At 64.3% G+C, this 25,684-nt stretch carries 23 protein-coding genes and 1 tRNA gene; 4 read left to right on the top strand and 20 right to left on the bottom strand.

The features are described 5' to 3' along the window. Positions 1-11: 11 nt before the first annotated feature. The 5 genes from NYQ83_RS15530 to tesB form a co-directional block, all read right to left on the bottom strand. Positions 12-1,364 carry an ammonium transporter gene (locus tag NYQ83_RS15530; protein WP_128290481.1) on the bottom strand — a complete coding sequence of 451 codons (1,353 nt, stop codon included), beginning with the start codon at positions 1,362-1,364 and terminating at the stop codon, positions 12-14. Between the two features lie 35 nt (positions 1,365-1,399). Then, complete coding sequence (locus NYQ83_RS15525; protein WP_092812142.1) at positions 1,400-1,738, bottom strand: P-II family nitrogen regulator; 339 nt, start codon at positions 1,736-1,738, stop codon at positions 1,400-1,402. Between the two features lie 361 nt (positions 1,739-2,099). After that, positions 2,100-3,407, bottom strand: coding sequence for an ammonium transporter (locus tag NYQ83_RS15520; protein WP_261215726.1), 1,308 nt, complete (start codon positions 3,405-3,407; stop codon positions 2,100-2,102). Between the two features lie 32 nt (positions 3,408-3,439). Continuing rightward, positions 3,440-3,778 carry a P-II family nitrogen regulator gene (locus NYQ83_RS15515; RefSeq protein WP_128290483.1) on the bottom strand — a complete coding sequence of 113 codons (339 nt, stop codon included), beginning with the start codon at positions 3,776-3,778 and terminating at the stop codon, positions 3,440-3,442. Positions 3,779-3,999: 221 nt separating this feature from the next. Then, positions 4,000-4,872, bottom strand: a complete 873-nt coding sequence (gene tesB, locus NYQ83_RS15510; protein WP_261215725.1) for an acyl-CoA thioesterase II — start codon at positions 4,870-4,872, stop codon at positions 4,000-4,002. A gap of 169 nt (positions 4,873-5,041) precedes the next feature. Here tesB and NYQ83_RS15505 point away from each other — a divergent pair, with 169 nt between their 5' ends. Continuing rightward, positions 5,042-6,268, top strand: a complete 1,227-nt coding sequence (locus tag NYQ83_RS15505) for a ubiquinone biosynthesis hydroxylase (RefSeq protein WP_261215724.1) — start codon at positions 5,042-5,044, stop codon at positions 6,266-6,268. A 14-nt stretch (positions 6,269-6,282) separates the two neighbouring features. Here NYQ83_RS15505 and NYQ83_RS15500 read toward each other — a convergent pair whose 3' ends face one another. The 6 genes from NYQ83_RS15500 to NYQ83_RS15475 all read right to left on the bottom strand — a co-directional run bounded on the left by NYQ83_RS15500 (position 6,283) and on the right by NYQ83_RS15475 (position 9,910). Beyond that, positions 6,283-6,927, bottom strand: coding sequence for a TetR/AcrR family transcriptional regulator (locus NYQ83_RS15500; protein ID WP_261215723.1), 645 nt, complete (start codon positions 6,925-6,927; stop codon positions 6,283-6,285). 21 nt (positions 6,928-6,948) lie between these two features. Continuing rightward, on the bottom strand, positions 6,949-7,167 hold the full coding sequence (locus NYQ83_RS15495) for a Trm112 family protein (protein ID WP_128290487.1): 219 nt from the start codon (positions 7,165-7,167) through the stop codon (positions 6,949-6,951). Between the two features lie 35 nt (positions 7,168-7,202). Further along, entirely contained in the window at positions 7,203-7,877 is a 675-nt protein-coding gene (locus NYQ83_RS15490) for an LON peptidase substrate-binding domain-containing protein (RefSeq protein WP_128290488.1), read from the bottom strand. 35 nt (positions 7,878-7,912) lie between these two features. Next, positions 7,913-8,845, bottom strand: coding sequence for a thioredoxin (gene trxA, locus NYQ83_RS15485; RefSeq protein WP_128290489.1), 933 nt, complete (start codon positions 8,843-8,845; stop codon positions 7,913-7,915). A gap of 62 nt (positions 8,846-8,907) precedes the next feature. Beyond that, on the bottom strand, positions 8,908-9,417 hold the full coding sequence (locus tag NYQ83_RS15480) for a GNAT family N-acetyltransferase (protein WP_261215722.1): 510 nt from the start codon (positions 9,415-9,417) through the stop codon (positions 8,908-8,910). Next, complete coding sequence (locus tag NYQ83_RS15475) at positions 9,407-9,910, bottom strand: prolyl-tRNA synthetase associated domain-containing protein (RefSeq protein ID WP_261215721.1); 504 nt, start codon at positions 9,908-9,910, stop codon at positions 9,407-9,409. The genes NYQ83_RS15480 and NYQ83_RS15475 overlap by 11 nt, the downstream gene beginning before the upstream one ends. Positions 9,911-10,149: 239 nt before the next feature. Between NYQ83_RS15475 and NYQ83_RS15470 the strand changes: the two genes are divergently transcribed. Continuing rightward, positions 10,150-10,224, top strand: a tRNA-Gly gene (locus NYQ83_RS15470). A 583-nt stretch (positions 10,225-10,807) separates the two neighbouring features. Beyond that, positions 10,808-12,475 (top strand): putative transporter, encoded by a 1,668-nt coding sequence (locus NYQ83_RS15465; RefSeq protein ID WP_261215720.1) that lies wholly within the window; start codon positions 10,808-10,810, stop codon positions 12,473-12,475. 13 nt (positions 12,476-12,488) lie between these two features. Here the strand turns inward: NYQ83_RS15465 and NYQ83_RS15460 are convergent, their stop codons facing one another. The 5 genes from NYQ83_RS15460 to NYQ83_RS15440 all read right to left on the bottom strand — a co-directional run bounded on the left by NYQ83_RS15460 (position 12,489) and on the right by NYQ83_RS15440 (position 18,554). Next, positions 12,489-13,484, bottom strand: coding sequence for a YeiH family protein (locus NYQ83_RS15460; RefSeq protein WP_261216205.1), 996 nt, complete (start codon positions 13,482-13,484; stop codon positions 12,489-12,491). Positions 13,485-13,675: 191 nt separating this feature from the next. Continuing rightward, positions 13,676-15,898, bottom strand: a complete 2,223-nt coding sequence (locus NYQ83_RS15455; protein WP_261215719.1) for a xanthine dehydrogenase family protein molybdopterin-binding subunit — start codon at positions 15,896-15,898, stop codon at positions 13,676-13,678. Further along, positions 15,895-16,884 (bottom strand): FAD binding domain-containing protein, encoded by a 990-nt coding sequence (locus tag NYQ83_RS15450; RefSeq protein ID WP_261215718.1) that lies wholly within the window; start codon positions 16,882-16,884, stop codon positions 15,895-15,897. The genes NYQ83_RS15455 and NYQ83_RS15450 overlap by 4 nt, the downstream gene beginning before the upstream one ends. After that, positions 16,881-17,522: a 2Fe-2S iron-sulfur cluster-binding protein gene (locus NYQ83_RS15445; RefSeq protein WP_409977012.1), complete on the bottom strand. Its 642-nt coding sequence runs from the start codon at positions 17,520-17,522 to the stop codon at positions 16,881-16,883. The genes NYQ83_RS15450 and NYQ83_RS15445 overlap by 4 nt, the downstream gene beginning before the upstream one ends. 111 nt (positions 17,523-17,633) lie before the next feature. Next, positions 17,634-18,554: an AraC family transcriptional regulator gene (locus NYQ83_RS15440; RefSeq protein WP_261215716.1), complete on the bottom strand. Its 921-nt coding sequence runs from the start codon at positions 18,552-18,554 to the stop codon at positions 17,634-17,636. 317 nt (positions 18,555-18,871) lie between these two features. Between NYQ83_RS15440 and NYQ83_RS15435 the strand changes: the two genes are divergently transcribed. Next, positions 18,872-19,900, top strand: coding sequence for an aldo/keto reductase (locus NYQ83_RS15435; protein WP_261215715.1), 1,029 nt, complete (start codon positions 18,872-18,874; stop codon positions 19,898-19,900). Positions 19,901-19,990: 90 nt separating this feature from the next. Here the strand turns inward: NYQ83_RS15435 and NYQ83_RS15430 are convergent, their stop codons facing one another. The 4 genes from NYQ83_RS15430 to NYQ83_RS15415 all read right to left on the bottom strand — a co-directional run bounded on the left by NYQ83_RS15430 (position 19,991) and on the right by NYQ83_RS15415 (position 25,599). Beyond that, positions 19,991-20,908, bottom strand: a complete 918-nt coding sequence (locus tag NYQ83_RS15430; RefSeq protein ID WP_261215714.1) for a LysR substrate-binding domain-containing protein — start codon at positions 20,906-20,908, stop codon at positions 19,991-19,993. 321 nt (positions 20,909-21,229) lie between these two features. Continuing rightward, a complete protein-coding gene (locus NYQ83_RS15425) occupies positions 21,230-22,819 on the bottom strand; it encodes a glucan biosynthesis protein (RefSeq protein ID WP_261215713.1) in 1,590 nt (529 codons plus the stop codon). 179 nt (positions 22,820-22,998) lie between these two features. Then, positions 22,999-23,883, bottom strand: a complete 885-nt coding sequence (locus tag NYQ83_RS15420) for an MBL fold metallo-hydrolase (RefSeq protein ID WP_261215712.1) — start codon at positions 23,881-23,883, stop codon at positions 22,999-23,001. Between the two features lie 30 nt (positions 23,884-23,913). After that, positions 23,914-25,599: a thiamine pyrophosphate-binding protein gene (locus NYQ83_RS15415; protein WP_261215711.1), complete on the bottom strand. Its 1,686-nt coding sequence runs from the start codon at positions 25,597-25,599 to the stop codon at positions 23,914-23,916. Positions 25,600-25,684: the final 85 nt, after the last annotated feature.

The raw sequence follows: 25,684 nt of genomic DNA, 5'->3' as shown, positions 1-25,684 counted from the left end.
TTGTGTGGAATTTAGACGCGCTGCGAGCCGACGCCGAATTCCGGGTAGGCTTCGACGCCGATTTCCACCGCGTCGAGACCCAGAGCCTCTTCTTCCTCGCTGACCCTGAGGCCGACGGTGAATTTGAGGACGAGCCAGATGATGGTGCTGACGACGACGCAGAAGACGCCGATCGAGGCGATGCCGATCGCCTGGGTGACGTAGTTCGTGTCGGCGTTGGACAGCGGCACGATGATCGTGCCCCAGATGCCGGCGACGAGGTGGACCGGGATGGCACCGACGACGTCGTCGATCTTCAGCTTGTCGAGGAGCGGCACGACCAGGACCACGATGAGGCCACCGACGGCACCGACGAAGAGAGCGGTCGGCACGGAGGGGGCGAGCGGTTCGGCCGTGATCGAGACGAGACCGGCGAGGGCGCCGTTGAGGGCCATCGTCACGTCGACCTTCTTGTAGACGACCTGGGTCAGGATCATCGCCACCACGACGCCGGACGCGGCGGCAAGGTTGGTGTTGACGAAGATGCGCGAGATCGCAGAGGCGTTCTCGAACCCGTCAAGGGCGAGCTGGGAGCCGCCGTTGAAGCCGAACCAGCCGAGCCAGAGAATGAACGTGCCGAGCGTGGCGAGCGGGATCGAGGAGCCGGGGAAGGGGTGCACGGCGCCGTTCGGCCCGAACTTGCCGCGGCGGGCGCCCAGAATGACCGCGCCGGTCAGGGCACACCAGCCACCGACAGAGTGGACGAGCGTAGAACCGGCGAAGTCGGAGAAGCCCATCTCGGACAGCCAGCCACCGCCCCACTGCCAGGAGCCGGTGATCGGATAGATGATGCCGGTCAGGATCACGGTGAAGATCATGAACGGCCACAGCTTGATGCGCTCGGCGAGCGTGCCGGAGACGATGGAGGCCGCGGTGGCACAGAACACCATCTGGAAGAACCAGTCGGACGCAGCCGCATAATCGCCGCTCGTCTCACTGGCCGGATCCGGGATCGCCTTCGGGATCGGGACGCCGAAATAGCCGCCGTCCACGTTCATGTACATGAGGTTGTAGCCGATCACCCAGAACATCAGGCCTGCGACCGAGTAGAGGCCGATGTTCTTGAGGCACTGCATGGAGACGTTCTTGGAGCGTACGAGCCCCGCCTCCAGCATGGCGAAGCCTGCTGCCATCCACATCACGAGGAAGCCCGTGACGAGGAAGGAAAACGTGTTGAAGGTGAAAGCGATAGCCGCCGCATCGGCGGCAGGAGCAGCCTCGGCCGCAGGCGCTGCAGCGTCCTGTGCCAGGGCCGGCTGCACGGCGGCGATGGCGGCAATGGCCGCAATCGCCGGCACCGCCTTAAGCCAGTGTTTGTTCTTCATGAAGTGTCCCTCTCTCCCGTTCTCCGACGTCATTGTCAGAGAGCCTCCGCGTCGGTTTCCCCGGTGCGGATGCGCACCGCCTGTTCGACGTTGACGACGAAGATTTTGCCGTCGCCGATCTGGCCGCTCTTGGCGGCGGCGGCGATCGCCTCCACCACCCGATCCGCATTGGCGGAATCGACGACGACCTCGATCTTCAGTTTGGGCAGGAAACTCACCGCGTATTCTGCGCCGCGGTAGATTTCCGTGTGCCCCTTTTGCCGGCCGTAACCCTTCACTTCCGTCACGGTGAGGCCCTGCACCCCAAGCTCCGTGAGGGCTTCACGCACCTCGTCGAGCTTGAAAGGTTTGATGATCGCAATGATCAATTTCATCTCGGTCACAATCTCCCTTTGGCTGGGCCGGCGTGCGGCCGACCATCCGGACGACGCGTCTGGACCGCCGCCTTACGCGCCTTTCTTTACAAGCCGCGTGCCAGAATCGGGAACAATTTGCTAAGTGCCGTGAGTCACTTACGGAATTCCCACAAACTGGAGCGGTTTGCAGGTCGCGTCGTGAAAAGTGCCTACGAGATGTGCAAAATTGCCATTTTGCTCAAAGTTGCGCCAGTCAATACGGCAGCAGGGCGGCGCAAAGACGGCAGAAGAGAGTAGTGGGGCGGGTCTCTTCGCCAAGGGCAAAAATAAAACCCGGCCGCAGCGCGGCCGGGTCCTTCGATAACGTGCTCGCGGGTGATTACTGAACCACTTCGCCGTGGAGATTGACGTCGAGGCCCTCGGTTTCGACTTCCGGCGAGACGCGGGTGCCGACCGTGATGTCGATGACTTTCAGGATCACGAAGGAGCAGATGGCCGTCCAGGCGATCGTCGCCGCGATGCCGTAGATTTGCGTCATCACCTGGCCCGCATTGCCTTCGATGAGGCCCGGCGTGCCGCCGATCGCTTCCCGGGCGAAGACGCCGGTCAGAAGAGCTCCGACGATGCCGCCGACAGCGTGCACGCCGAAGGCGTCGAGCGAATCGTCATAGCCGAGCATCGGTTTCAGCCAGACCACCGCCCACAGGCAGACGAGGCCGGCGGCAGCACCAATGATGAGCGCCCCGGTCGGATCGACGAAGCCCGAGGCCGGGGTGATGGCGACGAGGCCTGCCACGGCGCCGGAAATGATGCCGAGGACGCTCGGTTTGCCGCGCACGGCCCATTCGCCGAACATCCAGGCAAGAGCAGCAGTCGCCGTGGCGATCTGCGTCACCGCCATCGCCATGCCGGCAGTGCCGTTGGCGGCCAGCGCGGAGCCTGCGTTGAAGCCGAACCAGCCGACCCACAGAAGCGAGGCGCCGATGATCGACAGGATGAGGTTGTGCGGCGCCATGTTCTCCGAGCCGAAGCCGCGGCGTTTGCCGAGAACGAGGGCTGCCACGAGGCCGGCGACACCGGCATTGATGTGGACGACCGTGCCGCCCGCGAAGTCGAGCACGCCCGCATTGGCAAGGAAGCCGCCGCCCCAGACCCAATGGGTGACGGGGGCATAAACGATGAGGCTCCACAAGCCGATGAACCACAGCATGGCCGAGAACTTCATGCGGTCGGCGAAAGCGCCGGTGATGAGGGCCGGCGTGATGATGGCGAAGGTCATCTGGAAGGTCATGAAGACCGTCTCGGGGATGGTGCCGCTCAAGGCGTCGCTGCCGACGCCTGCCAGGAGCATTTTCGACAGGCCGCCGACATAGGCGTTGAAGGCGCCCCCGTCGGTGAAGGCCAGCGAATAGCCGCATACCATCCAAAGGACCGTCGCCAGGCAGCAGATGGCGAAGCTTTGCATGGCGGTTGCCAGAACGTTCTTTTTACGCACCATGCCGCCGTAAAACAGGGCGAGCCCGGGTATCGTCATCATCAGCACGAGTGCGGTCGATGTCAGCATCCAGGCGGTGTCGCCGCTGTCGAGAGCGGGCTCCGTCGCGTCCTGGGCCCAACTCGGCTCGACACCGAGCAAGGCGAAGGCGCCGATCAGGCCCGCCCCCCATAAAATTCCCCGCTTGTTCATTGACTGTCCTCTCTCCCAAAAGCCTGTTGCCGTCAGAGCGCCTCGTTGTCGGTCTCTCCCGTGCGGATGCGGACCGCCTGTTCGACGTTGACGACGAAAATCTTGCCGTCGCCAATTTGACCGCTTTCGGCGGCGGCCGTGATGGCTGCGACCGCGCGGCTCGCGCTCGCAGCCTCGACGACGACTTCGATCTTCAGCTTCGGCAGAAAGCTGACTGCATATTCCGTGCCGCGGTAAACTTCCGTGTGTCCCTTCTGGCGTCCGTAGCCCTTCACCTCAGAAACGGTGAGGCCCTGGACGCCGATTTCGGTAAGGGCATCGCGCACTGCATCGAGCCGGAACGGCTTGATGATCGCCATGATCAGTTTCATCGCTTCGATCTCCCCAGCTGCGGCGGCGCGGGCGAGGCTCAGCGCTGCCCGTTCTTTGTGCCGCCGTGGTTGCGCCTGCCACTATCGACGCTCCCGCAAGGATGCGGGCTGCGGCATAATGCTTGAGCATTCGCCGCGCCGACGGGCAGGGCTTCCCTGGGTTCTGGAGAGGTGAAAGATGCGATCCGCGCCCTCAGGCGCGTCAGTTGCCTAAGAAAGCATCACTCTTTTCGCAGGCGTGGCCGGATGAGACCTTCCTGGGCAACGGAGGCCACGAGCGTGCCGTCACGCGTGTAGATCGCGCCCAGCGACAGGCCGCGGGCGGAGGAGGCCGACGGACTCGTCTGGGTGTAGAGAAGCCAGTTTGTGGCGTCGAAGGGGCGATGGAACCACATCGCGTGGTCGAGGCTTGCCACCTGCATGTCGACAGAGAAAACCGAACGTCCATGCGGAAAGAGCGCCGTATCGAGGAGCGTCATATCCGAGGCGTAAGCGAGGGCGCATTTGTGCAGGGCGCTGATGGCCGGGATCGGCCCGTTGGCGCGGAACCACACGTCCTGGCGCGGCGGCAGGGCGCGTCGCGCCACGTAATGATCGAGATCGACGGGGCGGAACTCGATCGGGCGCTCGCGGCTCCAATAGGCTTTGACCGCGTCGGGCGCCTGGCTCTTCATCACCAGCTCTTTGAACTCGGCCTCCGACATCAAATCCTCAGGGGCTGGCACGTCCGGCATGGGCCGTTGATGCTCAAAGCCGCCTTCTTCCTTCTGGAAGGACGCCGACATGGTGAAGATCGCTTCGCCATGCTGGACGGCGATGACGTTGCGGGTCAAAAAGCTCGAGCCGTCCCGGATGCGGTCGACCTCGTAGATGATCGGTACGGTGGGATCGCCGGGGCGCAGAAAATAGCCGTGCAGCGAATGGGCGTGCCGGTCGAGAGGTGCCGTGCGCGTGGCAGCGACCAATGCCTGTCCGATCACCTGGCCCCCGAAGACGCGCTGCCACCCCGACTGCGGGCTGCGGCCCCTAAAGAGGTTGTGCTCCAGCGTCTCCAGGTCGAGAATGTCGAGCAAGGTTTGAATTCCGTCCGTCATGTTGATGAACCCGGAGCATAATCCTAAGGCGGGATCGGCAGAGCCGAAGCGGGCGCAACCGTTGTCGCGCGGCGCCTGGAAGTCAAGAAGGGCGTAAGCCAAGCAGGGCGAAAGCCTGAACAGAGATGGCGGCGTGGCCGTCGCGGATAATTGGAAGAAGAGGGCGAGAATGGCGGACAGCAAGCGTGCGGATGTGGTGATTGCGGGTGGTGGGTCGGCCGGGCTTACGGCGGCGCTTGCCATCAAGCGCGGCGCGCCGGACCTCGATGTCATGCTCATCGATGCCGCCGGGAGAAAACCTGCCGGCGCCGATCAAAGGGCCTCTGCGATCGCGGCGGCTGCCAAGCGCATGCTCGATACGCTCGGTGTCTGGGGGCACGTGGCCGACGAGGCGCAACCGATCAACGCCATGGAGATCACCGACAGCGCCACCGGCGATGCCGTGCGCCCGATTTTCCTCACCTTCCAGGAGCCGCTCTCCGATGGCGAACCCTTCGCGCATATGGTGCCGAATGGCGTTTTGACCGCGGCCTTGCAGGACGCGAGCGGCGCGGCGGGCATTGAGATCGTCGCCCCGGAGACGGTGCGGGATTTCACCGTCGAGGGAAGCTCAGTCGCGCTCTCGCTCGGTTCGGGCAAACGGGTCGATGCGCGCCTTCTCGTCGCCGCCGACGGCGTGCGTTCGGGGCTGCGCGGCAAGGCGGGCATTGCCACCGTCTCCTGGCGCTACAAGCAGATGGCGATCGTCGTCACGGTCGCGCATGAGCGGCCCCATCACGGTGTCGCACGCGAGCATTTTCTGCCCTCAGGGCCTTTTGCCATTCTGCCGCTCAAGGGCAATCGTTCCTCTCTCGTCTGGACCGAACGCGAGGCTGACGCCAAAAAGCTCCTCGCCGAAGACGAGTTCGTGTTTCAGATCGAGCTGGAGCGGCGCTTCGGCCATCATCTTGGCGAGCTTTCGCTCGACGGTCCGCGGCAGGGCTATCCGCTCGGGCTCACGCTGGCGCGCGATTTTGTGCGTCCGCATTTCGCGCTTCTCGGCGATGCGGCGCACGGCATTCATCCGGTTGCCGGCCAGGGGCTCAATCTCGGTTTCCGGGATGCGGCGGCGCTTGCGGAGATCGTTGTCGATGCCAATCGACTCGGTCTCGATATCGGGCATATCGAGACCTTGAAGCGCTATGAACAATGGCGCCGGTTCGACAGCTGGCAGATGGGCGTGACGACCGATGTCCTCAACCGGCTCTTCTCCAAGGAAAACAAGATGCTGCGGACGGCCCGCTCGGTCGGCCTCGGGATCGTCGACCGTTTGCCCTTCCTGAAGCAGAATTTCATCAAAGAGGCGGCTGGCCTTGGCGGCGAACTGCCCCGGCTGATGCGCGGAGAGGCGCTTTAGCCCGGGCGAATGCGCTAGAAACCTGTCGTTCGTCCCGGAGCGGCTGAGAGCGGAGCTCCAGCTCTCTCGCCACTGAGGTTCTGTCGTGCCGCCTCGCGGAAAAGCTCGCGCATATCCTGAAGCGCCTGCCTGAGCGGTGCCTCGTCGCGGCGCGCTTCGGCGAGGGCAATGCCGCCCTGCCACAGAATCAAGGCTTTGGCCGCAGATGCCTGAGCGTCGGCCGGGCTCGTGCCGATGCGTGCAAGCTCGTTTGTGAGCCAGGCTTCGAGATGGGCGAGGATTGCGGCGGCCCGTGCCGATGCCTCGGGAGCCGGATCGCGAAACTCCGCCGAGGCTCTGCGGATCGGACAGCCGCGCTCGGTGCGTGTGGCGACGGAATGCGAGAGAAGATCGACGAGGGCGGTGAGACGCGCATTAGGGGCGTCCGCCGCAGCGGCGATTTCCTCGAGCGCCGCCTGCATCTGCTCGGCCATGATTGCTGCGACCGCCTCGGCGAGGGCCGCCTTGGAGCGAAAATAATAATAGATGTTGCCGAGCGGAACGCCCGCTGCCGCTCCGATCTCGGCGAGCGAGGTCGCCGCAAAACCCTTTTGCCAGAAAAGATCGGCAGCGGCGTTGACGAGCCGCTCGCGGCTTTCCGCGCCGCGCTTTTTTGCCACCTGCGCCCCCCCTGCTTCCGCCTAATCTTCCAGGCGACGGGCCTCTTCTTCAAGCAGAATCGGAATGCCGTCGCGGATCGGATAGGCAAGCCTGGCAGCGCGGCTGACGAGCTCCTGTCGCTCGCGATCGTATTCGAGCGTCGTCCGGGTGACCGGGCAGACGAGAATTTCCAAGAGCTTCGGATCGACCTGACGCCGGCTTGAGGTTTCATCCGGCGGTCTGGCGGCCTCTTCCCGCATCATCCTCTCCTCCTGCATGTTCTCGTCTCGACCCACTATTGCACGGGCGCCTGATCGTGCGAGCCTGCCAGCGACAATTCGGCGATGGCGATCAACGTCTCCGCCCGCTCTTTCAGGCTCGGTGCCTCCAGAAGCGCCTGCTTTTCAGCCGGGCCCCACGGGCTCATCATGCACAAAGCTGTGAGCAGGCCGACATTCGAGGCGCGTTCGACGCTTTCCCAATCGGCTTCGAGGTCATGGGCGGTGAGATAGCTGCGGAAAGCCGAAAGGAGGGCCGTCCGATCGATCTCCTCCTCGCCCTGGCGCGGCTGAAGATCGGACGTGAACTTCTCAAAACACACCTGACAGGCGCGGTAGTCCGCTTCCGTTTCCAGCTCCTGCCGGATCACGAAGCGCGAGACGCCGGTGAGCGTCACGAGATAGCGTCCATCACCCGTTTCGGCGATCTGGGTCAGCCGCCCGGCGCAGCCCACCTGGCAGAGAGGGGCCGTGTGACAATCCTCGCTGCACCCGATCACCGGCTGGATCATCCCGATGAGCCGCTCTCCGCGCAGCGCGTCGTCGATCATGGCGACGTAGCGCGGCTCGAAGATGTTCAGCGGCAATTGCCCGCTCGGCAGCAGCAAGGCGCCGGAGAGCGGGAACACCGGGATCCTGTCGGGAAGGTCGGATGGATCTCTGTAACAGCGATTTCCGGCCTGGATGGCCATTCGCAACACCTCGTCAAATGCTTTCCAGTCTAGAACTAGGCGAAAAGCAGAGACGACAAGCGCTGACGGGACTTAGCCGTCGCCGGATCCTTGTTTCCCCAGGCTTCGAAGAACTGCACAAGCTGCTTGCGCGCCGCCTGATCGTTCCATTCGCGGTCGCGGCGCACGATCTCGAGGAGACATTCCGCCGCGCCCATGCGATCGCCACGTGCATTGAGGATGAGTGCCAGGTCGAAGCGCGCCTGATGGTCTGCGGGATCCTGCTCGAGCCGGGCTTTGAGGGCGTTGGGATCGCCGAGGCTTTCAGATTGCTCCGCCAGTTCGAGCGCTGCGCGCGCCTGCACGAGAGCTTCGTTGTTGGCGAGCGCTGGTTCGATCCCGTCGAGTAGCGCCCGTGCCGCATCGAGATTGTGGAGGCTGATCTCGCAGCGGACGAGGCCGGCCAGGGCTGCCGCGTTCTCCGGCTCTTCCTGCAGCGTCTGGGCATAGAGATTGGCAGCCCCTGCCGGATTGCCGCCTTCCAGTTCGGCATCTGCCGCGGCGAGGGCTGCCTCGGCGGAGCTCGGCCCGACGGGTCCCGCAATCCGCTGCAGGAAATCCATGACCTGGCTTTCGGGAAGAGCGCCCATGAAGCCGTCGAGAGGCTGGCCGTCCTTGAACGCGATCACAGCCGGGATGGAGCGAATCCCGAGCTGGCCGGCGATCTCCGGGTGATCGTCGATGTTCATCTTGACGAGCTTTACCTTGCCGCGGGCCTTCTTCACCGCGGCTTCGAGGATCGGCGTCAGCTGCTTGCACGGGCCGCACCAGGGGGCCCAGAAATCGACCAGAACCGGAACCTCGCGCGAGGCCTCCATGACGTCGGCGCGAAAGGCCTGCGTGGTGGTCTCCTTGATGAGACCGGAGGTGTCGTTTTGGGACTGCGGGGCGCTCGTCTGGCCGCCGAGGATGAATCCTTCTGCGCTCATTTGCGGCTTCCTTCCATGTGTCGTGGCGATATGTGGCGATCGTAGCCGGGAAAGCAATCGGGTCAGGCGTCGCCTTGAGGGGCGATGTCGCCGCGCACCCGCCTGTCGCTCGAGCTTTCATCGCAGATGGCGAGTTCAAGGATGGGTCGTGTCCATGAGACGGGCCCGGACGCGGGCTCCTGACCAACGATCCGCGCGCCCATCTTTTCGTAGAAGGCCTGCGCCGGCGGATGCGAGATGATTTTGATGGCCCGGATGTCGCGCGCGGCCGCTTCACGCTTCAAATCGGCGATGAGGGCGGCGCCCAGCCCGGTTCCCTGCGCCTCGTTGGCGACGAAGAGGAGATCGAGTTCCGGCGCCGGTGTCGTCGTCAGGCTGTAATAGCCCAGGATTTTGCCGGCCTGTTCCGCCAGGATGAAGGTGTCCTCGGCGATCTGGGATTCACTGATTGCATAGCCGTCGAGCATCGCCCGGTAGGGCCCGCGATAGGCGGCGGAGGCCTGCGTCAGGGCGTTGAGGGCGGCACGATCGTGCTCTTCAGCGCGACGCAGGATGATCGGATCAGGCCGCATCGCCGGATGCCGCAAGGATTTGCGGCTCGTGGCCGGTCGCCTTCAGAAAAGTGAAGAGATCGTCACGGCCGATCTTGGTCGTCGCGGTGTTTTCCAGCGGATGGAAATTCAGGACGTCGTAGGAGAGGAGAGGCTCGTCCAGGAGAACGGTGACGCGTCCCGCCTCGTCGTTGATGACGGAGAACGGCGTGACGGAGCCGGGACGCACGCCCAAGAGCTCCTCCAAAAGCTCCGGCTTGCCGAAGGAGAGGCGCGCCGATCCGAGCCGCTTATGAAGCGTCTTCATATCGATCTCGGCATCTTCCTTGGCCACGAGCAGAAAGATCTGGTCCTTCTTGTCCTTCAAGAAGAGGTTTTTGGTGTGGGCGCCCTCGATCTTGCCGCGCAGGCGTTTCGATTCCTCCACGGTGAAGAGCGGCGGGTGTTCCATCGTTTCCGTCGAAATGCCGATCTCTTCGAGGAACGCCATCAGTTCGGCGCGACCTTTCGCCATGTCTCTTGCCCCGCAAGCTTCGTAAAGGCGTCGCCATAACCAAGGCCGGACACGGGCACAAGGCAAGGCGGCGGCGACAGCCCCGGCGGGCTGTGGGCAGGAGAGAGGAGGGCGGAAGAGCGGCCGATCTCCGCCCGAGAAAATTGTTCTCGCGATCAACGCATTTCAGGTGTTGCAATGGCCAATCGCTTGCGCCATATAGGCGACCGCTCCCGCCGCACGGCGGTGCAGCGATGGATGCGGGTGTAGCTCAGGGGTAGAGCACAACCTTGCCAAGGTTGGGGTCGTGGGTTCGAATCCCATCGCCCGCTCCAGTTTTCTCGTGATTTCGCGTCCAGCAAAATCACGCTCGTCGCGAGGCTTGCCTCAGCGGGCACCATATTTGCGCGCATCGATGTATCGACGGCGCGGCAATCCATTTTCTCTCCCGCCATTCGCTTCTTCGCAAAGGCTGCCCAACGCTGCCTGGGTCTTGGCGCGTCTTCGCGGGGCCGCCGTTCTTCCGGCCTTGTCGGCGATTGCTCTGGTGGCGGGAAGCAAGGCGCCGGGGGCTGTCGGCCCTCGGCCTTGAATGGCCGCCCCAAATCGCCGATGCTCGCGCCTCCCGCCACAGGCTGCCGAGTGAGACGTGATCGCCCCACCCGACTTGCACCAGACCGACGCGTTTTTCGTGGTTGAGGCCTCGATGGCGGAGATGTCGCGTCGGGCCGACGATGACGGGAGCCCAGTCTCCGTGCTAGAGGCGGCGCGCGCGGTGTTCGCTTCGAGACCCCGCCGCGGATCGCCGCCGCAAGGTCCGGCCCAGCACGCAGGCGGAAGGTCCCCGTCGGGTTTCAAGGCAGATGTCTGCGCAGTCGCGGGCTCCTCTTCCCCTCTGCCCGCCAGCGGATCTTCGTGATGGATTTTTCCGCCCTCCTGTCCGGCCTCGATCCCGTCGCAAGCGGCCTCGTGGTGCTTTGTCTCGTCGCCGTCACGGGCCTTGCTCTCGGCAATGTGCGGATCGGCTCCGTCTCCCTCGGCATTGGCGGCGTGCTGTTCGCCGGCATCGTCTGGGGCCATCTCGGCTTCACCGTCGATCCGGAAGTGGCGCATTTCCTGCGGGAATTCGGCCTCATCCTCTTCGTCTACTCGATCGGCATCCAGGTCGGGCCGGGCTTCTTTTCGGCGCTCAAGCGCTCCGGCCTCGCGCTCAACGGGCTCGCTGCCGGTCTCGTCTTTCTCTCCATCATCGTCGCGGCCGCATTGCACCTCATCGTGGGCGTGCCTCTGCCGGTGATGCTCGGCCTGATGTCCGGGGCGACGACCAACACGCCGTCGCTCGGTGCCGCCACCCAGATGCTGACGAGCGTCGGCGCGGGTCCGGAGGCGCTCGCTGCGCCCGCGCTCGGCTATGCCGTCGCCTATCCTTTCGGCATTCTCGGCATTCTCCTGACCATGGGGATCGTGCGAGCCGTCCTGCGCATCCGGCCCGAAGCCGAGCAGGCGGCCTTCGAAGCGGAGCGGGCGGCGAAGCAGCAGGGACTGCAGACCGTCAACGTCAAAGTCACCAACCGCAACATGCAGGGGCTGACGATCGGCACCCTGCCGGGGCTCGAAGAGATGAGCCTCATTGTTTCCCGCATCATGCGCGACGGTATCGTGGAGGTCGCCCATCCGGAGACGGAGGTGCGGCTCAACGATGTCCTGCTTCTCGTCGGCCCGGCGGAGAAACTGCCCGGCATGGTCCGCATCCTCGGCCAGCAGGCGAAAACCGATCTGAAGGCGATCCCGTCCGACGTGAAGTGGAAGCGCTTCGTCGTCACAAATTCCAACGTCTTTGGGGCCTCTCTCGGCAGCCTCGATCTGCTGCACCGCCACGATGTCGTCATCAGCCGGGTCACGCGCTCCGGCATCGAGCTCGCCCCGCATGACGGGCTGCGCCTGCAATTCGGTGATATCTGCACGGTCATCGGCCATCCCGAAAACCTCGACAAGGCCGCCCAGGTGCTCGGCAACCGCAGCCAGGCTCTGGAGCAGGTGCAGATCCTGCCGATCTTCCTCGGCATTGCGCTCGGTGTTCTCTTCGGCTCCATCCCGGTCGCTTTTCCGGGCATGCCGGCGCCGGTGAAGCTCGGGCTTGCGGGCGGCCCGCTCGTCGTCGCCATCATCCTGTCGCGCCTCGGCCATATCGGCCCGCTCGTCTGGTTCATGCCGTCGAGCGCCAATCATGCCTTGCGCGAGATCGGCATCGTGCTCTTTCTCGGCATCGTCGGGCTCAAGGCGGGTGAGAGTTTTGTCTCCATCCTCGTGGAGGGCGACGGGCTCGTCTGGCTCCTTTATGGCGCCCTCATCACCATCATCCCGCTTCTCATCATCGGCTTCATTGGCCGCCTCGTCGTGCGGCTCAATTACCTGACATTGTGCGGGCTTCTCGCCGGCAGCATGACCGATCCGCCGGCGCTCGCCTTCGCCAATGCCATCCGTCCCTCTGAGGCGCCGTCGCTCGCCTATGCGACGGTCTATCCGCTCGTCATGGTGCTGCGCATCCTGGCGCCGCAGGTCCTCGTCCTGATCTTCTGGTTCTGAGGCGCTCGCAGTCTCAGAAGAAAAGCTTCACCAGAGTGAGGCTGAACGTCGAGATGAAGAGGAAGGCGAGGAGGCCGAGAAGCGCGGGGCGCAGGCCCTCCGCCTTGAGCTTGCGCACATCCGTCTCAAGTCCCATCGCGGCGAGCGCCATCGACAGAAGAAAGGTCGTGGCAAGCGCGATCTCGCTTTTGGCGGTCTCCGGGATTTCCACGAGGCTGTTGACGCCGACGAGGGCGATGAAGCCGAGCACGAACCAGGGGATGGGCGCGCGGGCGGCAGAATTGCCGGAGGCGGCGAGACGCTCGCGGGCGAGAATGCCGAGGCCGAGCACGACGGGTGCCAGCATCATTACCCGCGAGAGCTTGGCGATGGTGCCGAATTCGCCGGCCTCCGCACCGTTCTGATAGGCGGCTGCGACCACCTGGGCGATCTCGTGCACCGAAGCCCCGGTCCACAGCCCGAATGCATGCGGTCTGAGACCTAAGAGCGGAGCGAGGAACGGGTAGGCGAACATCGCGATGGAGCCGAAGACGGTGACGCAGGCGACCGCATAGGCGACGTCCTCGTCATGGGCGTTCGTCACGGTGTTGGTGGCGATGACGGCCGAGGCGCCGCAGATCGACGTGCCGGCGGCGATCAGTTCGGCGAGCTTTCGGTCCACGCCGAGCCTTCTCCCGCACCAGATGGTGAAGGTGAAGGTCGAAAGCAGTGTGGCGATGATGATGGCGATGCCGGTGCCGCCGACCTCGATCACCTGCGCGGCTGTCAGCTGCAGGCCGAGCAGGATGATGGCGAAGCGCAGGATCCGGCGCATGGCAAAGCCGACGCCTGCTTTGGCGGCGGCGGGCGTTCCGACGAGATTGTGAAACAGGATGCCGATGAGGATGGCGAGGATCATCGGGCTGAAGGCGGCAAGCCCGGGAAGCTGGCGAAGGCCGAAAGCGAGGGCTGCGATGGCGGCGGTGAGACCCACACCGGGAAGAATGGCGCTTAAGAGCGAGGCGAGCATTTCCGCTCTTCTCGGCGATGCGGCGGACGGTTCGGCTCGTTCCGCTTTGACGATAGCGTCTGCGGTGATTTCAGTGTCGTCGCGCAATGCGGGCAAGATCAGCCTCCTTCGGGGAGACCGATCTTTCGCATTCGAGGCTTTAATCACTCCAACGCATAATTGTGTTTGGACTGATCGGACGGGTCAATGAGTCAGGCGTCTGGGAGACCCGCCAGGACCTTGTCGAGCGTTGCCGGATAATCGCGCACCCGTACGCCGCAGGCATTGTAGATGGCGTTGGTAATGGCCGCGCCGACGCCGGACAAAGCGAGCTCGCCGAGGCCTTTGCCGGCGAGAAGGCTCGCCGCCCGGTCCTGCTCTTCCAGGAATACGACGTCGAGCTGCGGCACGTCGGCGTTCACCGGAACGTGGTATTCGGCGAGATCGTGATTGACGAGCAGGCCGTTGCGCGGATCGATCACCAGCTCTTCTTCGAGCGCCGAGCCGATCCCCCAGATTTGACCGCCGTAGCATTGTGACGTGGCCGTCTTCTCGTTGAGGATGCGACCGGCGGCGGCGACGGTCAGAAGCCGGCGCACCCGCGTCTCGCCGGTGACGGCGTTAACGGCCACCTCGCAGAAATGCGCGCCATAGCTTGCCTGATTGGTGGTTTCGGCCGTCTTCCCCGGCTCGATCGTGCCGCGGCCGGTGAGCGTTTCGCCCCCCAGAATCTCGTCGAACGGAATTTGCCGGTTGCCCGCGATCGCCTGGCCGTCCTTTAGCGTGAGGTCTGAGGGGTCGACTTCGAGGCGCTTTGCTAGCTCCGTCACGAGGTCTTCGCAGGCCAGATAGACCGACGAGCCGGCGCTGTTGGCGCCCCAGGAGCCGCCGGAGCCCGATGAGGGCGGCAGCGCCGTATCACCCAAAAGCACGGTCACATGTTCGGGCGGAAGTCCCAGCATTTCGGCGGTGATCTGCTGCAGGATCGTGTAGGAGCCCGTGCCGATATCGGTCATCGCCGTTCTCACCGTGGCGCGGCCGTCGGGGGAGAGCTCCACCTCGGCGGAAGATTTCATCAGCTGATGGCTGCGTGAAGCCGCGGCCATGCCATAACCGATCCACCATTCGCCCTCTCGCAGGCTTGCCGGCGTTTCGGGACGGTTCTGCCAGCCGAAGCGACGGGCACCTTCTTCATAGCATTCCAGGAGCTTTCGCGAGGAGAAGGGGCGATCGTCCTGCGGCGCGACTTCCGGCTCGTTCATCTTGCGAAACTCGATCGGATCGAGGTTCAATCGGATGGCGAGCTCGTCCATGGCGCCCTCAAGCGATAGCATGCCCACGGCTTCGCCGGGCGCGCGCACCGAGGCCGTCATCAAGACATCGGTCTCAGCGAGCCGATGCGTGATTTTCCGGTTCTCGCCCGCATAGAGAAACACCGTTGAAATCGCGACCGGCTCGAAGAACGAATTGCCGGTCGAGTTGACGACGAAGTTTTCGTGCGCGAGCGCGGTGATGCGGCCTTCCTTCGTCGTGCCGATGCGCACGCGCTGGATGGTTTCGGAACGCCGGGAGGTCGTTTGAAAGACGTGCTGGCGGCTGAGCGCGACCTTCACCGGCTTGCCCGCCGCTTTCGCGCCGAGTGCCGCCAGAACGGCGTCCGGCCCAATGCCGAGTTTGGAACCGAAGCCACCGCCGACATAAGGGCTCAGAAGGCGGACGTTCTCGACCGGCACGCCGACGCCGTTGGCGATCTGAATGACGTTCGTCTCCAGAAGCTGGCACGACGACCAGACGGTCAGCCTATCGCAGTCCCATTTGGCGACGCTCGCATGCGGCTCCATCGGGGCGGCGCTGTGGCTCGGCGTCGTATAGGTTTCGTCGAACTGAACCTCGGCTTCCGCAAAGACGGCCTCGAACTCCCCGCGGAGATTGTCGGGCTGCATGGCGCCTGGCCCGGGATTGACCGCCTCGTCGAGCTGGTCGCGCAGGCTGTAGCGGCCCTGGCCGGGTTCGTAGAGGGTCTCGACTAGCGTGGCCGCATGCCGAGCCGCCTCGAAGGTTTCGGCAACGACGAGCGCCAGCGGCTGGCCGTAATGGAAGACCTCGCCGTCGATTGTCTGCGCGGCCGGTGCCATCGGCAGGGCGGAGGCGCGCAGAACGTCATCTCCCGAGATGACGGCCAGAACGTCTGGTGCCGCCTCCGCTTTGGATGTGTCGACGGACCGGATTTTCGCTCGCCCGATGCCCGCCGTCACCATGAAGCCGTAGGCGACATCTTCACCGGCGAGATGCTCGTAAGCGTATGGCGCGCGGCCCGAGACTTTGAGGGCACCCTCGTAGCGGTTGAGCGGCTTGCCAAGAACGCCCTGTGTGCCGCGATCAAGGCGTGTGTCGCCGACCGCCTCGTCCATCGCATAGGTGTTTGCGTCGGTCATTGTGCGGCCTCCTTTGTCGCCTCGGACAGAACGGCGATCAGCGTCCGCCGGGCGAGGGGAATCTTGAAATCGTTATGGCCGTGGCCCGCCGCCTCCTTGAGAAGCAGATCCGCGGCCTCTTCGAACAGCGCCTGTGATGGCTCCTGGCCGATGAGAGCTCCCTCGACGGCCGGGTCCTGCCATGGCTTGTGGGCGAGCCCGCCGAAGGCCAGATGGGCCGAGGCGATCTTGCCGTTCTCCACGGCGACGATGGCGGCGACCGAGACGAGCGCAAATGCATAGGAGGCGCGGTCGCGCACCTTGCGATAGATGTGCCGGCCTTTCGGTGGCGGCGGCAGCACGACGGAGGTGATGAGCTCGCCCGGCTGCAGATTGCTTTCCACCTCCGGCGTCTGACCGGGAAGACGGTGAAAATTCTTCAGCGCGATCGTCCGGCTTCCGCCCTCCGGAAGCCGGGTCTCGACGCTCGCGTCGAGCGCCAGCATGGCGACTGCCATGTCTGAGGGATGAGTGGCGATGCATTGATCGCTTGCGCCCAGGATTGCGTGAATGCGGTTGAAGCCGTCGAGCGCGGCGCAGCCCGAGCCCGGATTGCGTTTGTTGCAGGGCGCGGATGTCTCGTAGAAATAGTAGCAACGCGTGCGCTGCAGGAGATTGCCGCCGGTCGTTGCCTTGTTGCGCAGCTGTGCCGAGGCGCCGGCCAAAAGCGCCCGCGACAGGACTGGATAATCGCGCCGCACGGTCTCATCGGCGGCGAGATCGGCATTGGTCACCATGGCTCCGATCCTGAGGCCGCCATCCTCTGTTGGCGAGATCTCCGTCAAAGGCAGCCGCGAGATGTCGACGAGTGCTTTCGGCGTCTCGACTTCGAGTTTCATGAGATCCAGAAGATTGGTGCCGCCGGCGATGAAGCGCCCAGTCTGCTCTTCGGCAAGGCGGCCGGCGTCCTCAAGATCGCCGGCGCGCGAATAGGCAAATTCCCTCATGCCGGCTCCTCGCTTTCGCCCTTGTCGGCACGTTCGTCGCGGGCGGCGCGGATCGCGTCGACGATGTTGGGATAGGCGGAACACCGGCAAATATTGCCACTCATGCGCTCTGAGATTTCTTCGTCGGAGAGGTCCGTCTGGCCCTCCAAGCTTGCGCTCACATGGCTCGGCCAGCCGGCGCGAAACTCGTCGAGCATCCCCAGCGCGGAGACGATCTGGCCTGGCGTGCAGTACCCGCATTGAAAGCCGTCATGGTCGAGAAAGCTCGCCTGCATCGGGTGCAGGGCTTCGGGTGTGCCAAGGCCTTCGATGGTGGTGACAGCATCGCCTTCATGCATGACGGCAAGCGTCAGGCAGGAATTGATGCGGCGGCCGTTGACGAGCACGGTGCAGGCACCGCACTGGCCGTGGTCGCAGCCTTTCTTGGCGCCGGTGAGCGCGAGGTGGTCGCGCAACGCATCGAGAAGCGAGGTGCGCGGATCGAGGTCCAGCTCATAATCGGTGTCGTTGACGGTGAGTGAGATCACAGATCGTCCTTTCTTGCAGACGGCGCCCTGTCTCGCTGCGTGGCGGACAGGACCGGGACGAGGAAATGGACGTACCAGCCAAGCCCGGTCGGTGGGTGGAGGCCCGTCCATGCGGGCAATTCCCGCGATGGGTCTGTTGCAAGAACACATGAACGGGAAAGGCGTTGCTTCTGGCCGTGGTGCCGGGATCTGTTTCCGTGAGCCGGCGAAGCGCCACCCGCCTCAGAGAGGATCGGTCAATCGTGCGTCATCGAGCGCCGAGGCGCGGAGCCGCGCCGCATCGCGGGCGGGAGGGGCCCCGAAGAAACGCGCATATTCGCGGCTGAACTGGGACGGGCTCACATAGCCCACCGCAAAGCTGACGCTGCCCGCATCGGCATTTTGCGTGAGGAGCATGTGGCGGGCGCGCTGCAGCCGAAGCTGCTTCTGGTATTGCAGCGGGCTCATGGCCGTCACCGCCTTGAAATGGCGATGGAAAGACGAGGCGCTCATGCCGGCGATATCGGCTGCGTCTTCGATCCTCAGGGGGCTGTCGAAGCGTTGTTTGATCCACGCAATGGCGCGGCTGATCTGACTGAGCCGGCTGTCGGACAGAGCAATCTGCCGGAGCGTGCCGCCCTGCGGTCCTCGCATCAGCCTGTAGACGATCTCCCGCTCAATCAGCGGCGCGAGGATCCGGATATCTCGAGGTCGGTCTAAGAGGCTGACAAACCTCACAATCGGATCCAAGAGCTCAGGAGTCAGAAAGCTGACTGAGAGGCCCGGAGCGAGCGTTGTTTCGGCCTCTCCATCGCCCATTTCCAGAAGCATAGCGGCGAGGAGCTTCGGATCGAGACGCACCGCCAGGGCGAGATAGGGCTCTTCCCGGCTCGCTTTGAAGATCTCCCCCACAACGGGGAGATCCACCGAGACGACGAGGTAGTTGCCCTTGCCATATTCGAAGAGCTTTTCGCCGAGCATGGCGCGCTTGGCACCGCCAGCGATCACGCACAGAAGCGGCTCGTAAATCGAGGCCGTCGGGTGCGTCATCCCATCCGACCGCACGAGGGTGAGGCCCGGCACCTGGGTCTGGCAGCGGTGGCCATCACAATGGCGGCGGATCAGCGTGCTGAGAGCATCGAGGCCCGCAAGGGATTCCGGCATGAGCATTGTCCGCGAGAGTGCAGGGCAGAGATAGATGCTTGCGGGTCAGGTTGCCACAAGGAAAGCTCGCGGCTGAGAGGATCAGGCAAAAAGGTGACAGCATCCGCGTGGCGACCGGGCGGCCGGCACGCCATTTCGGTCCCGATCCGCAAAGCCGTCGCTCCGACGCGTCCGGGTGAATCCGGGCGGGATTGCAGAGAGCGACGCATCGCAGTCGCGGCGGCGACCGGTCGGATTTCCCGGCCCGGCGGATCCACCATTTGCGGCCTCGTCACGGGCGAACCGGGCGAGGCCGACCCACGCGAAAGGATGAATGCATGCGTTACAATCCGCTCGGCCAGACCGGCCTTCTTGTCTCGGAACTGTGCTTCGGCACCATGACTTTCGGCGGCAACGGGGGGCTCTGGGGCCAGATCGGCAATCTTGGACAGCAGGATGCCGATGCACTTCTCAGCCGCGCCCTCGATGCCGGCGTCAATTTCATTGACACGGCCAATGTCTATGCCGAAGGCCGCTCGGAGACGATCACCGGGCAGGCGCTCAAGAATCTCGGCGTGGCGCGCGACGAGGTCGTGGTGGCGACGAAGTTTCTGGGGCGCGTCGGTGAAGGACCGAACGGCGCCGGCGCCTCGCGCTATCACATCCTCGGTCAGGCCAAGAAGAGCCTCACACGTCTGCAGCTCGACCACATCGATCTCTATCAGATCCACGGATTCGACCCGCTGACACCGATCGAGGAAACGCTCGAAGCCCTCGATACGCTCGTGCGCCAAGGTCTTGTCCGCTACGTCGGGGTGTCGAACTGGGCGGCCTGGCAGATCGCCAAAGCCCTCGGGATCTCAGAACGCAAGAACCTCGCACCGTTCCGCTCGCTGCAGGCCTATTACACCATTGCCGGGCGCGATCTCGAGCGCGAGGTCGTGCCGATGCTCACCTCCGAGAAGGTGGGGCTGATGGTGTGGAGCCCGCTCGCCGGCGGTTTCCTGTCGGGCAAGTACAGCCGTGACGATGAAAAATCGGGCGACGGACGACGCGCGACCTTCGATTTTCCGCCGGTCGACAAGGACCGTGGCTATGCCGTCATCGACGAGATGCGCAAGATCGCCGAGGCGCATTCCGTGAGTGTCGCGCAGATCGCGCTCTCCTGGCTGCTGCATCAGAAGGTCGTGACGAGCGTCATCATCGGCGCCAAGCGCATGGACCAGCTCGATGATAATCTCGCCGCTGTCGAGGTTCGTCTCTCCGACGACGAGCTCAAGACGCTCGATCAGGTGAGCCGCCTTGCCCCTGAATATCCGGGATGGATGCTGGAACGTCAGTCGAGCTACCGCAAGTCCGAGGCCTGAGTCGTTTCGGTCGCGAGTCTGGGGGCGGCTTCGGCCGCCCCTTTTTCGTGCCCGCCCGCGCCGGCAGCGGTTGCTTTCCGGCGATACGGCTCACGCGACCGGCGCGGAGCCGTCTTCCGGCGCAGGAAACCGGGCTGCCTCTTCGATGAGCCAGTCGACGAAACGCGTCACCTTGGCGGCCTTGGCCTGCGCGGTGAGGGCCATATAGCTCTTGCCGCTGTCGACGAAGCCATAGGGGGCGAGGAGCCGGCCGGCGCGGACGTCGTCGGCCACGAGCGGCCAGGGGCCGATCGCCACGCCTAGACCTGCGAGCGCGGCCTCCAGCATGAAGTAGAAATGCTCGTAGCGCGCGCCGGCCGACGGTTCCGCCATGGCGTTCAGATGCGTGCTGTCCGGGAGCGCGCGCTGCAGCCAGCGCGACCAGGCGAGTGGGGCCGTGTGCGTGTGAAGGGCGGGCAGGCCGCCGATGTCTCTCGCGACGAGGCGCGCCAGCGACGGGGCGAGGACGGGTCCGATCATCTCCGGAAAAAGCGCTCTTGCATCGCTGTCGGGCGGTGGAGGCGGCTCGCACACCCGCACGCGGATATCGAAGCGGCCGCGCGCGAATTGCTCGATGCTGTCGCAGGAGGTCAGCCGGACTTCGAGATCGGGATGTGCGGCCTGAAATGCGTGCAGGCGCGGGATGAGCCAGCGCATGGCGAAGGTTCCGCCCGTGGCGACGGCGAGCTCCGTGTTCTCCCGCTCGCTTAATTGGTCGATGGCCGCCTGCAATCGATCGAAGCCGGCGGTGAGACCCGGCAGGAGCGCGCGCCCTTCCTCCGTCAGGCGGATGGCGTTCTTCGGCCCTTCAAAGAGGGAAACCCTGAGAACGTCTTCAAGCTGCTGCACCTGACGCGAGACCGCGCTGTGGGTGACGTTCAGCTCTTTGGCGGCCAAAGACATCCGGCCGTGCCGACCGGCGGCCTCGAAGGCGCGCAGCGCGTTGAGTGAGGGAAGGCGTCGCGTCATGTGAGTTTATCGAACATTGCCTGTGCGAGAATATCGTTTTTCAACGCGGCAACAAGCGACTTCTATCGTCATATGGACGATAGGCGAGTTCTAAAAACGCACTTCGACAATGATGCAGCAGCTCGTTGCTGGCATTGGCTGAGCCTTTGCGTGTCGCGTTCGCGCCAGCGCCGGCGGCTGTCGGAGCTGGAGGATTGGCAACTCACCGACATGGCAATTTCGGACCCGGAACGAAAATCCGAGTGCCGAAAATGGTGGTGGCAGTCCTGAGGCCGTGATTGAGCAATAAGAACTTCCGTCGGCCCACCTCGGGGGTGAACCTCAGCGGCTGTCGGCGAGATCCATGCTGGCCGGGAAGAACTGTGAGATCCAGGTCTCCGTCAGCGCTTCACCGTCCTTCTTGAGGAAAAGCCGCAGGTCCACCGGGTCTTTTCCGGTGACGTGCACCTCGAAGGCGGCACGGAAGAGCCCGTTGCTGTCGACGACCGGATAGGCGCTGCACCGCCCCAATGTGCCACGTGAAACATTAACCATGGCGGTCACGCCGTCTTCGCGCGTGAAGCGGCCGAGATCGCCACCGGAGAAGTCGATGACGAATTGATAGACGTCCTTCGGACGCGGCTGCCCCGGAACGCCGCCGGCGCCGATAAAGGTGTCGACGACCCGCCCCGCCTTTGTCGCGTAAGGCTCGTCGAATCCCCAGTGCAGACGGTATTTGAGATCGAGCGAACTGCCGGCCTCAACCTTCTCCTCCGGTGTCCAATAGGCGACGATGTTGTCGTAGATCTCGTCGTCCGTCGGGATCTCCACGAGTTGCACCGCGCCCTTGCCCCATCCTTCGAGCGGTTCGACCCAGAGGGAGGGGCGGCGGTGATAGAAGACACCGTCGTCCTGGTAATGGTCGAAATGCCGATCGCGCTGAAGCAGACCGAATCCCTTCGGGTTGTCATCGCTGAAGCTGTTGGTCATCACGGCGGGCGGATTGTTGAGCGGGCGCCAGATGCGTTCGCCGCTGCCGGTCCACATGGCGAGCCCGTCGGAATCGTGGATTTCGGGCCGCCAGTCTTTCGCGTGGTGTCGGTCTTTCTGCGAGTACCAGAACATTGAGGTCAACGGGGCGATGCCAAGCCGAGTGATGGCCTGGCGCGGGAAGAGGACCGCTTCCGTCTCCATGACAACGCGCGCTTCGCGGGCGCAATCGAAGCGGTAGGCGCCCGTCAGGCTCGGACCCTCAAGCAGCGCGTAGACGGTGAGCCGGTCAGGATCGCCCGGCACGCCCTCAAGGAAGAACCGGCTGAAACGCGGAAATTCCTCGCCCGTCGCGAGCCCCGTATCGATGGCAATGCCACGGGCCGACAGCCCGTATTGCTTGCCACTTCCGGGAGAACGAAAATAAGAGGCGCCGAGGAACGACAGCCAGTCCCATTTGAGGTCTTCCGCCATCACCCGGAAACCGGCGAAGCCGATGCTTTGCGGCAGGCTGCGGGCGATGTGGCCCGCCGGCATATCGAAATAGCTCTGGCGGTAAAGAACCTCGTGCGCCTTGCCGTCTTTGACCACGGCGACAGTGACGGGGTCCTTCTGATAGCGACCGAGATGAAAAAGCTGGATCGGCGCTCCGCCCTCTCCGCCGAGATGCAAGGTGCGGTCCTTGCGATAGCTGATCTGGAAATAGGCGTCGTAATCGATCTTATCGAGGATTTCCGCCATGGCGGAGGCGGGCGGCTCCCAGAGCGCTTCGGAGAGCGTCTTCGCCGTCTCCTTCAGAAGATCGAACGAAAAGGGCTGCGTCGGCCCGTAAAGGATACCGTCGGTCTCGACATTGAGCCCTGCGAAGCTCCGGCTCGCAAATGGGCTGAGGGCGAGCGCTCCCCCTCCGGCGAGCGCAGCGCGGCGTGAGATTTTCATCATGTGTCGTCCAGGCGGGTGTCGTTCCTTGGCGGCTAAGATTGGTCTGCGGCAGAAAGGTGACGAAACGGCAGGTTTTCTCCCCGAAGCAACGCAAACCTCACCCTCTGGTCGAAAGCCTTGCTCGGCGTACAGTGTGGGGTCGCATATTGGCGCCCTGCCTGGGCGTGGGCGAGTGCCGCTTACTTGGCCCCGCCTTCCGGGCTGGCGCGAAAATAGCGCGCCGTGCGGCTTGCCGGACCGAGACTCGCCGCCTCGCCGCGCATGACGAGATCGCAAAGATGCGCGAGCGTCGACTGCGCGGCGGCCTCACGCAGGTTTTCGGCGATGCCTCGATAGACCCGCTCGACGATCGAATCGATGGTCAGAGGCTCCTCGCCGAGGGCTGCAAGGATGGTCTTCTCGCGCTGGCGGCGATGTTGGAGGAGGGCACGGACAAGCCGTTTCGGTTCCGTAACGGGACCGCCATGCCCGGGCCAGTAGATGTCGTGGTCGCGATCGAGCAGGCGTCTCAGCGAGGCCATGTAGTCGCCCATATTGCCATCCGGCGGGATCACCACCGAGGTCGACCAGCCCATGACGTGGTCGCCGGAGAAGAGGGCCTTCTCTTCCTCGAGCTCGTAGCAGAGGTGGTTGGCGGCGTGGCCGGGGGTTGCGAGAGCCGTCAGCGTATAATCGGGCCCTTCGATCCTTTCACCCTCCTCAAGCACCCGGTCTGGCTTGTAGGCGAATGCGCTGTCATTTGTGCCGCGGCAGCCGGCAATCATGGCCCCCGTCGCTTCGGCGAGGGGGGAGACCGCCGGGTAGTGGTCGTGGTGCGTGTGTGTCAGCAGGATATGACGCAGCTTTTCGCCCGAAACGGCTGCCAGCAGCGCCTCGATATGGGCGGAATCGGCGGGACCTGGGTCGATCACTGCAACCTCACCGGTGCCGATGATGTAGGTGCAGGTGCCGCGAAAGGTGAAGGGGCTCGGGTTGGGGGCGAGCACCCGGCGCACGCGTGGCGACAGGCGGACGCATTCGCCGGGAGCACCCTCCAGCGTGAGGTCGAATGGAAGCTCGCTCATTGTCACCCGGCTCCTTCTTCCCTCGCGTCTTCAGCCGGCCTTGCTGCCGCGCAGCTCGCTCAAAGTTCGGGCCGGGGTGATGGCTTCCGGATCGATGAAGCAATGCAGGATCGCCGGCTTGCCGGAGGCGAGCGCCCGCTCAAACGCCGGCGCGAATTCCTCCGTCGTTGCCACCGTCTCGCCATGGCCACCGAAGGCGCGGGCATAGGCGGCAAAATCGGGATTGGAGAGCCGCGTCGCAGAGATGCGGTCGGGATAGCGCGATTCCTGATGCATCCGGATCGTCCCATACATGCTGTTGTCGACGACGATCACGATGATCGGGATGTCGTGCTGCACGGCGGTCGAAAATTCCTGGCCGTTCATCAGGAAGCATCCGTCGCCCGCGAACGCGACGACGATGCGCTCCGGATAAAGGCGTTTGGCAAGAACCGCGGCCGGCACGCCATAGCCCATGGAGCCAGAAACCGGCGCAAGCTGCGTCGCAAAGCGGCGGAAACGGTAATAGCGGTGGATCCAGCCCGCGTAATTGCCGGCGCCGTTGCAGATGATCGTCTCGGGGGGCACGCGGTCGCGCAGCCAGGTCATCGCCTCGGCATACTGAAAGCGGCCCGGCACAGGGAGCGGCTTGCCCGACCAGTCGAGGAAGTCCTGATGGGCGGCGCCCGCCTCCTGTGCGGGGACGCCGACATCGAGCTCGGCCCGCACGAGCGCCTTTGCGAAGGCCTGCGGCGTCGCCTGGATGGCAAGGGTCGGCTGGTAGACCCGACCTAGCTCTTCGGCCCCCGGATGCACGTGCACGAATTTCTGGGCCGGCACGGGCACGTCCACAAGCGTGTAGGAGGACGAGGGCATTTCGGAGAAACGCCCGCCGACGAGGAGAATGAGGTCGGCGTGGCGCACGCGTTCTGCCAGTTTGGGATTGGGCCCGATGCCGAGATCGCCGGCGTAGTTGGGATGATCTGAGGGGAAGAGATGGGCGCGGCGGAAAGAGGTCGCGACGGGAAGGCCGGTGCGCTCCGCAAAGGCGGCGAAATCCGCAACCGCCGTCTCGCTCCAACGCGAGCCGCCGAGAATGGCCATCGGGCGCCGGGCGCTGCGGAGAAGATGGCCGAGCTCTTCGAGATCCTCAGCCCCTGGCCAGATCTCGGCCGCTTCGACGCGCGGCGCATCCGCGACGGCCGCCTCGTCGACAAGCATGTCCTCAGGCAGAACGACGACCACTGGGCCGGGACGTCCCTGCATGGCAGTGCGAAAAGCGCGGGCGACGAGTTCCGGCAGACGCTCCGCCTCGTTCACCTCCACGACCCATTTGGCGAGGCCGCCGTAAAACGCTTTGTAATCCACCTCCTGGAAGGCGCCGCGCTCGCGCATGCCGCGCTCAACCTGCCCGATGAAGAGGATCATCGGCGTGGAATCGTGCTCGGCAATGTGAATGCCGTGGCTCGCATTGGTGGCGCCCGGCCCGCGAGTGACGAAACAGACGCCTGGGCGGCCGGTCAATTTGCCGTAGGCTTCGGCCATCATCGCCGCGCCGCCCTCATTGCGGCACACGAGCACATCGATGGCACGGTCGTGCATCGCATCGAGGGCTGCGAGATAACTCTCCCCCGGCACGCAGGTGAGACAGTTGACGCCCTGCGCAACCAATTGATCGATCAGGATCTCGCCGCCAGTGCGTGATTTCGATCCGGTCTCGGTCACTCGCTTTTCCATTCACCCCTCATCCGTCTCGCACTTGCAATCGATGCCCTCATGCGCGCAAGAAGAGGTTGGCGCAAGCCGGGCGAAGCTTTCTGCA

Source organism: Afifella sp. JA880 (genome assembly GCF_025379905.1).
Classification (GTDB): Bacteria; Pseudomonadota; Alphaproteobacteria; order Rhizobiales; family Afifellaceae; genus Afifella; species Afifella aestuarii.
This window is presented reverse-complemented; position numbering and strand designations above follow the sequence as displayed.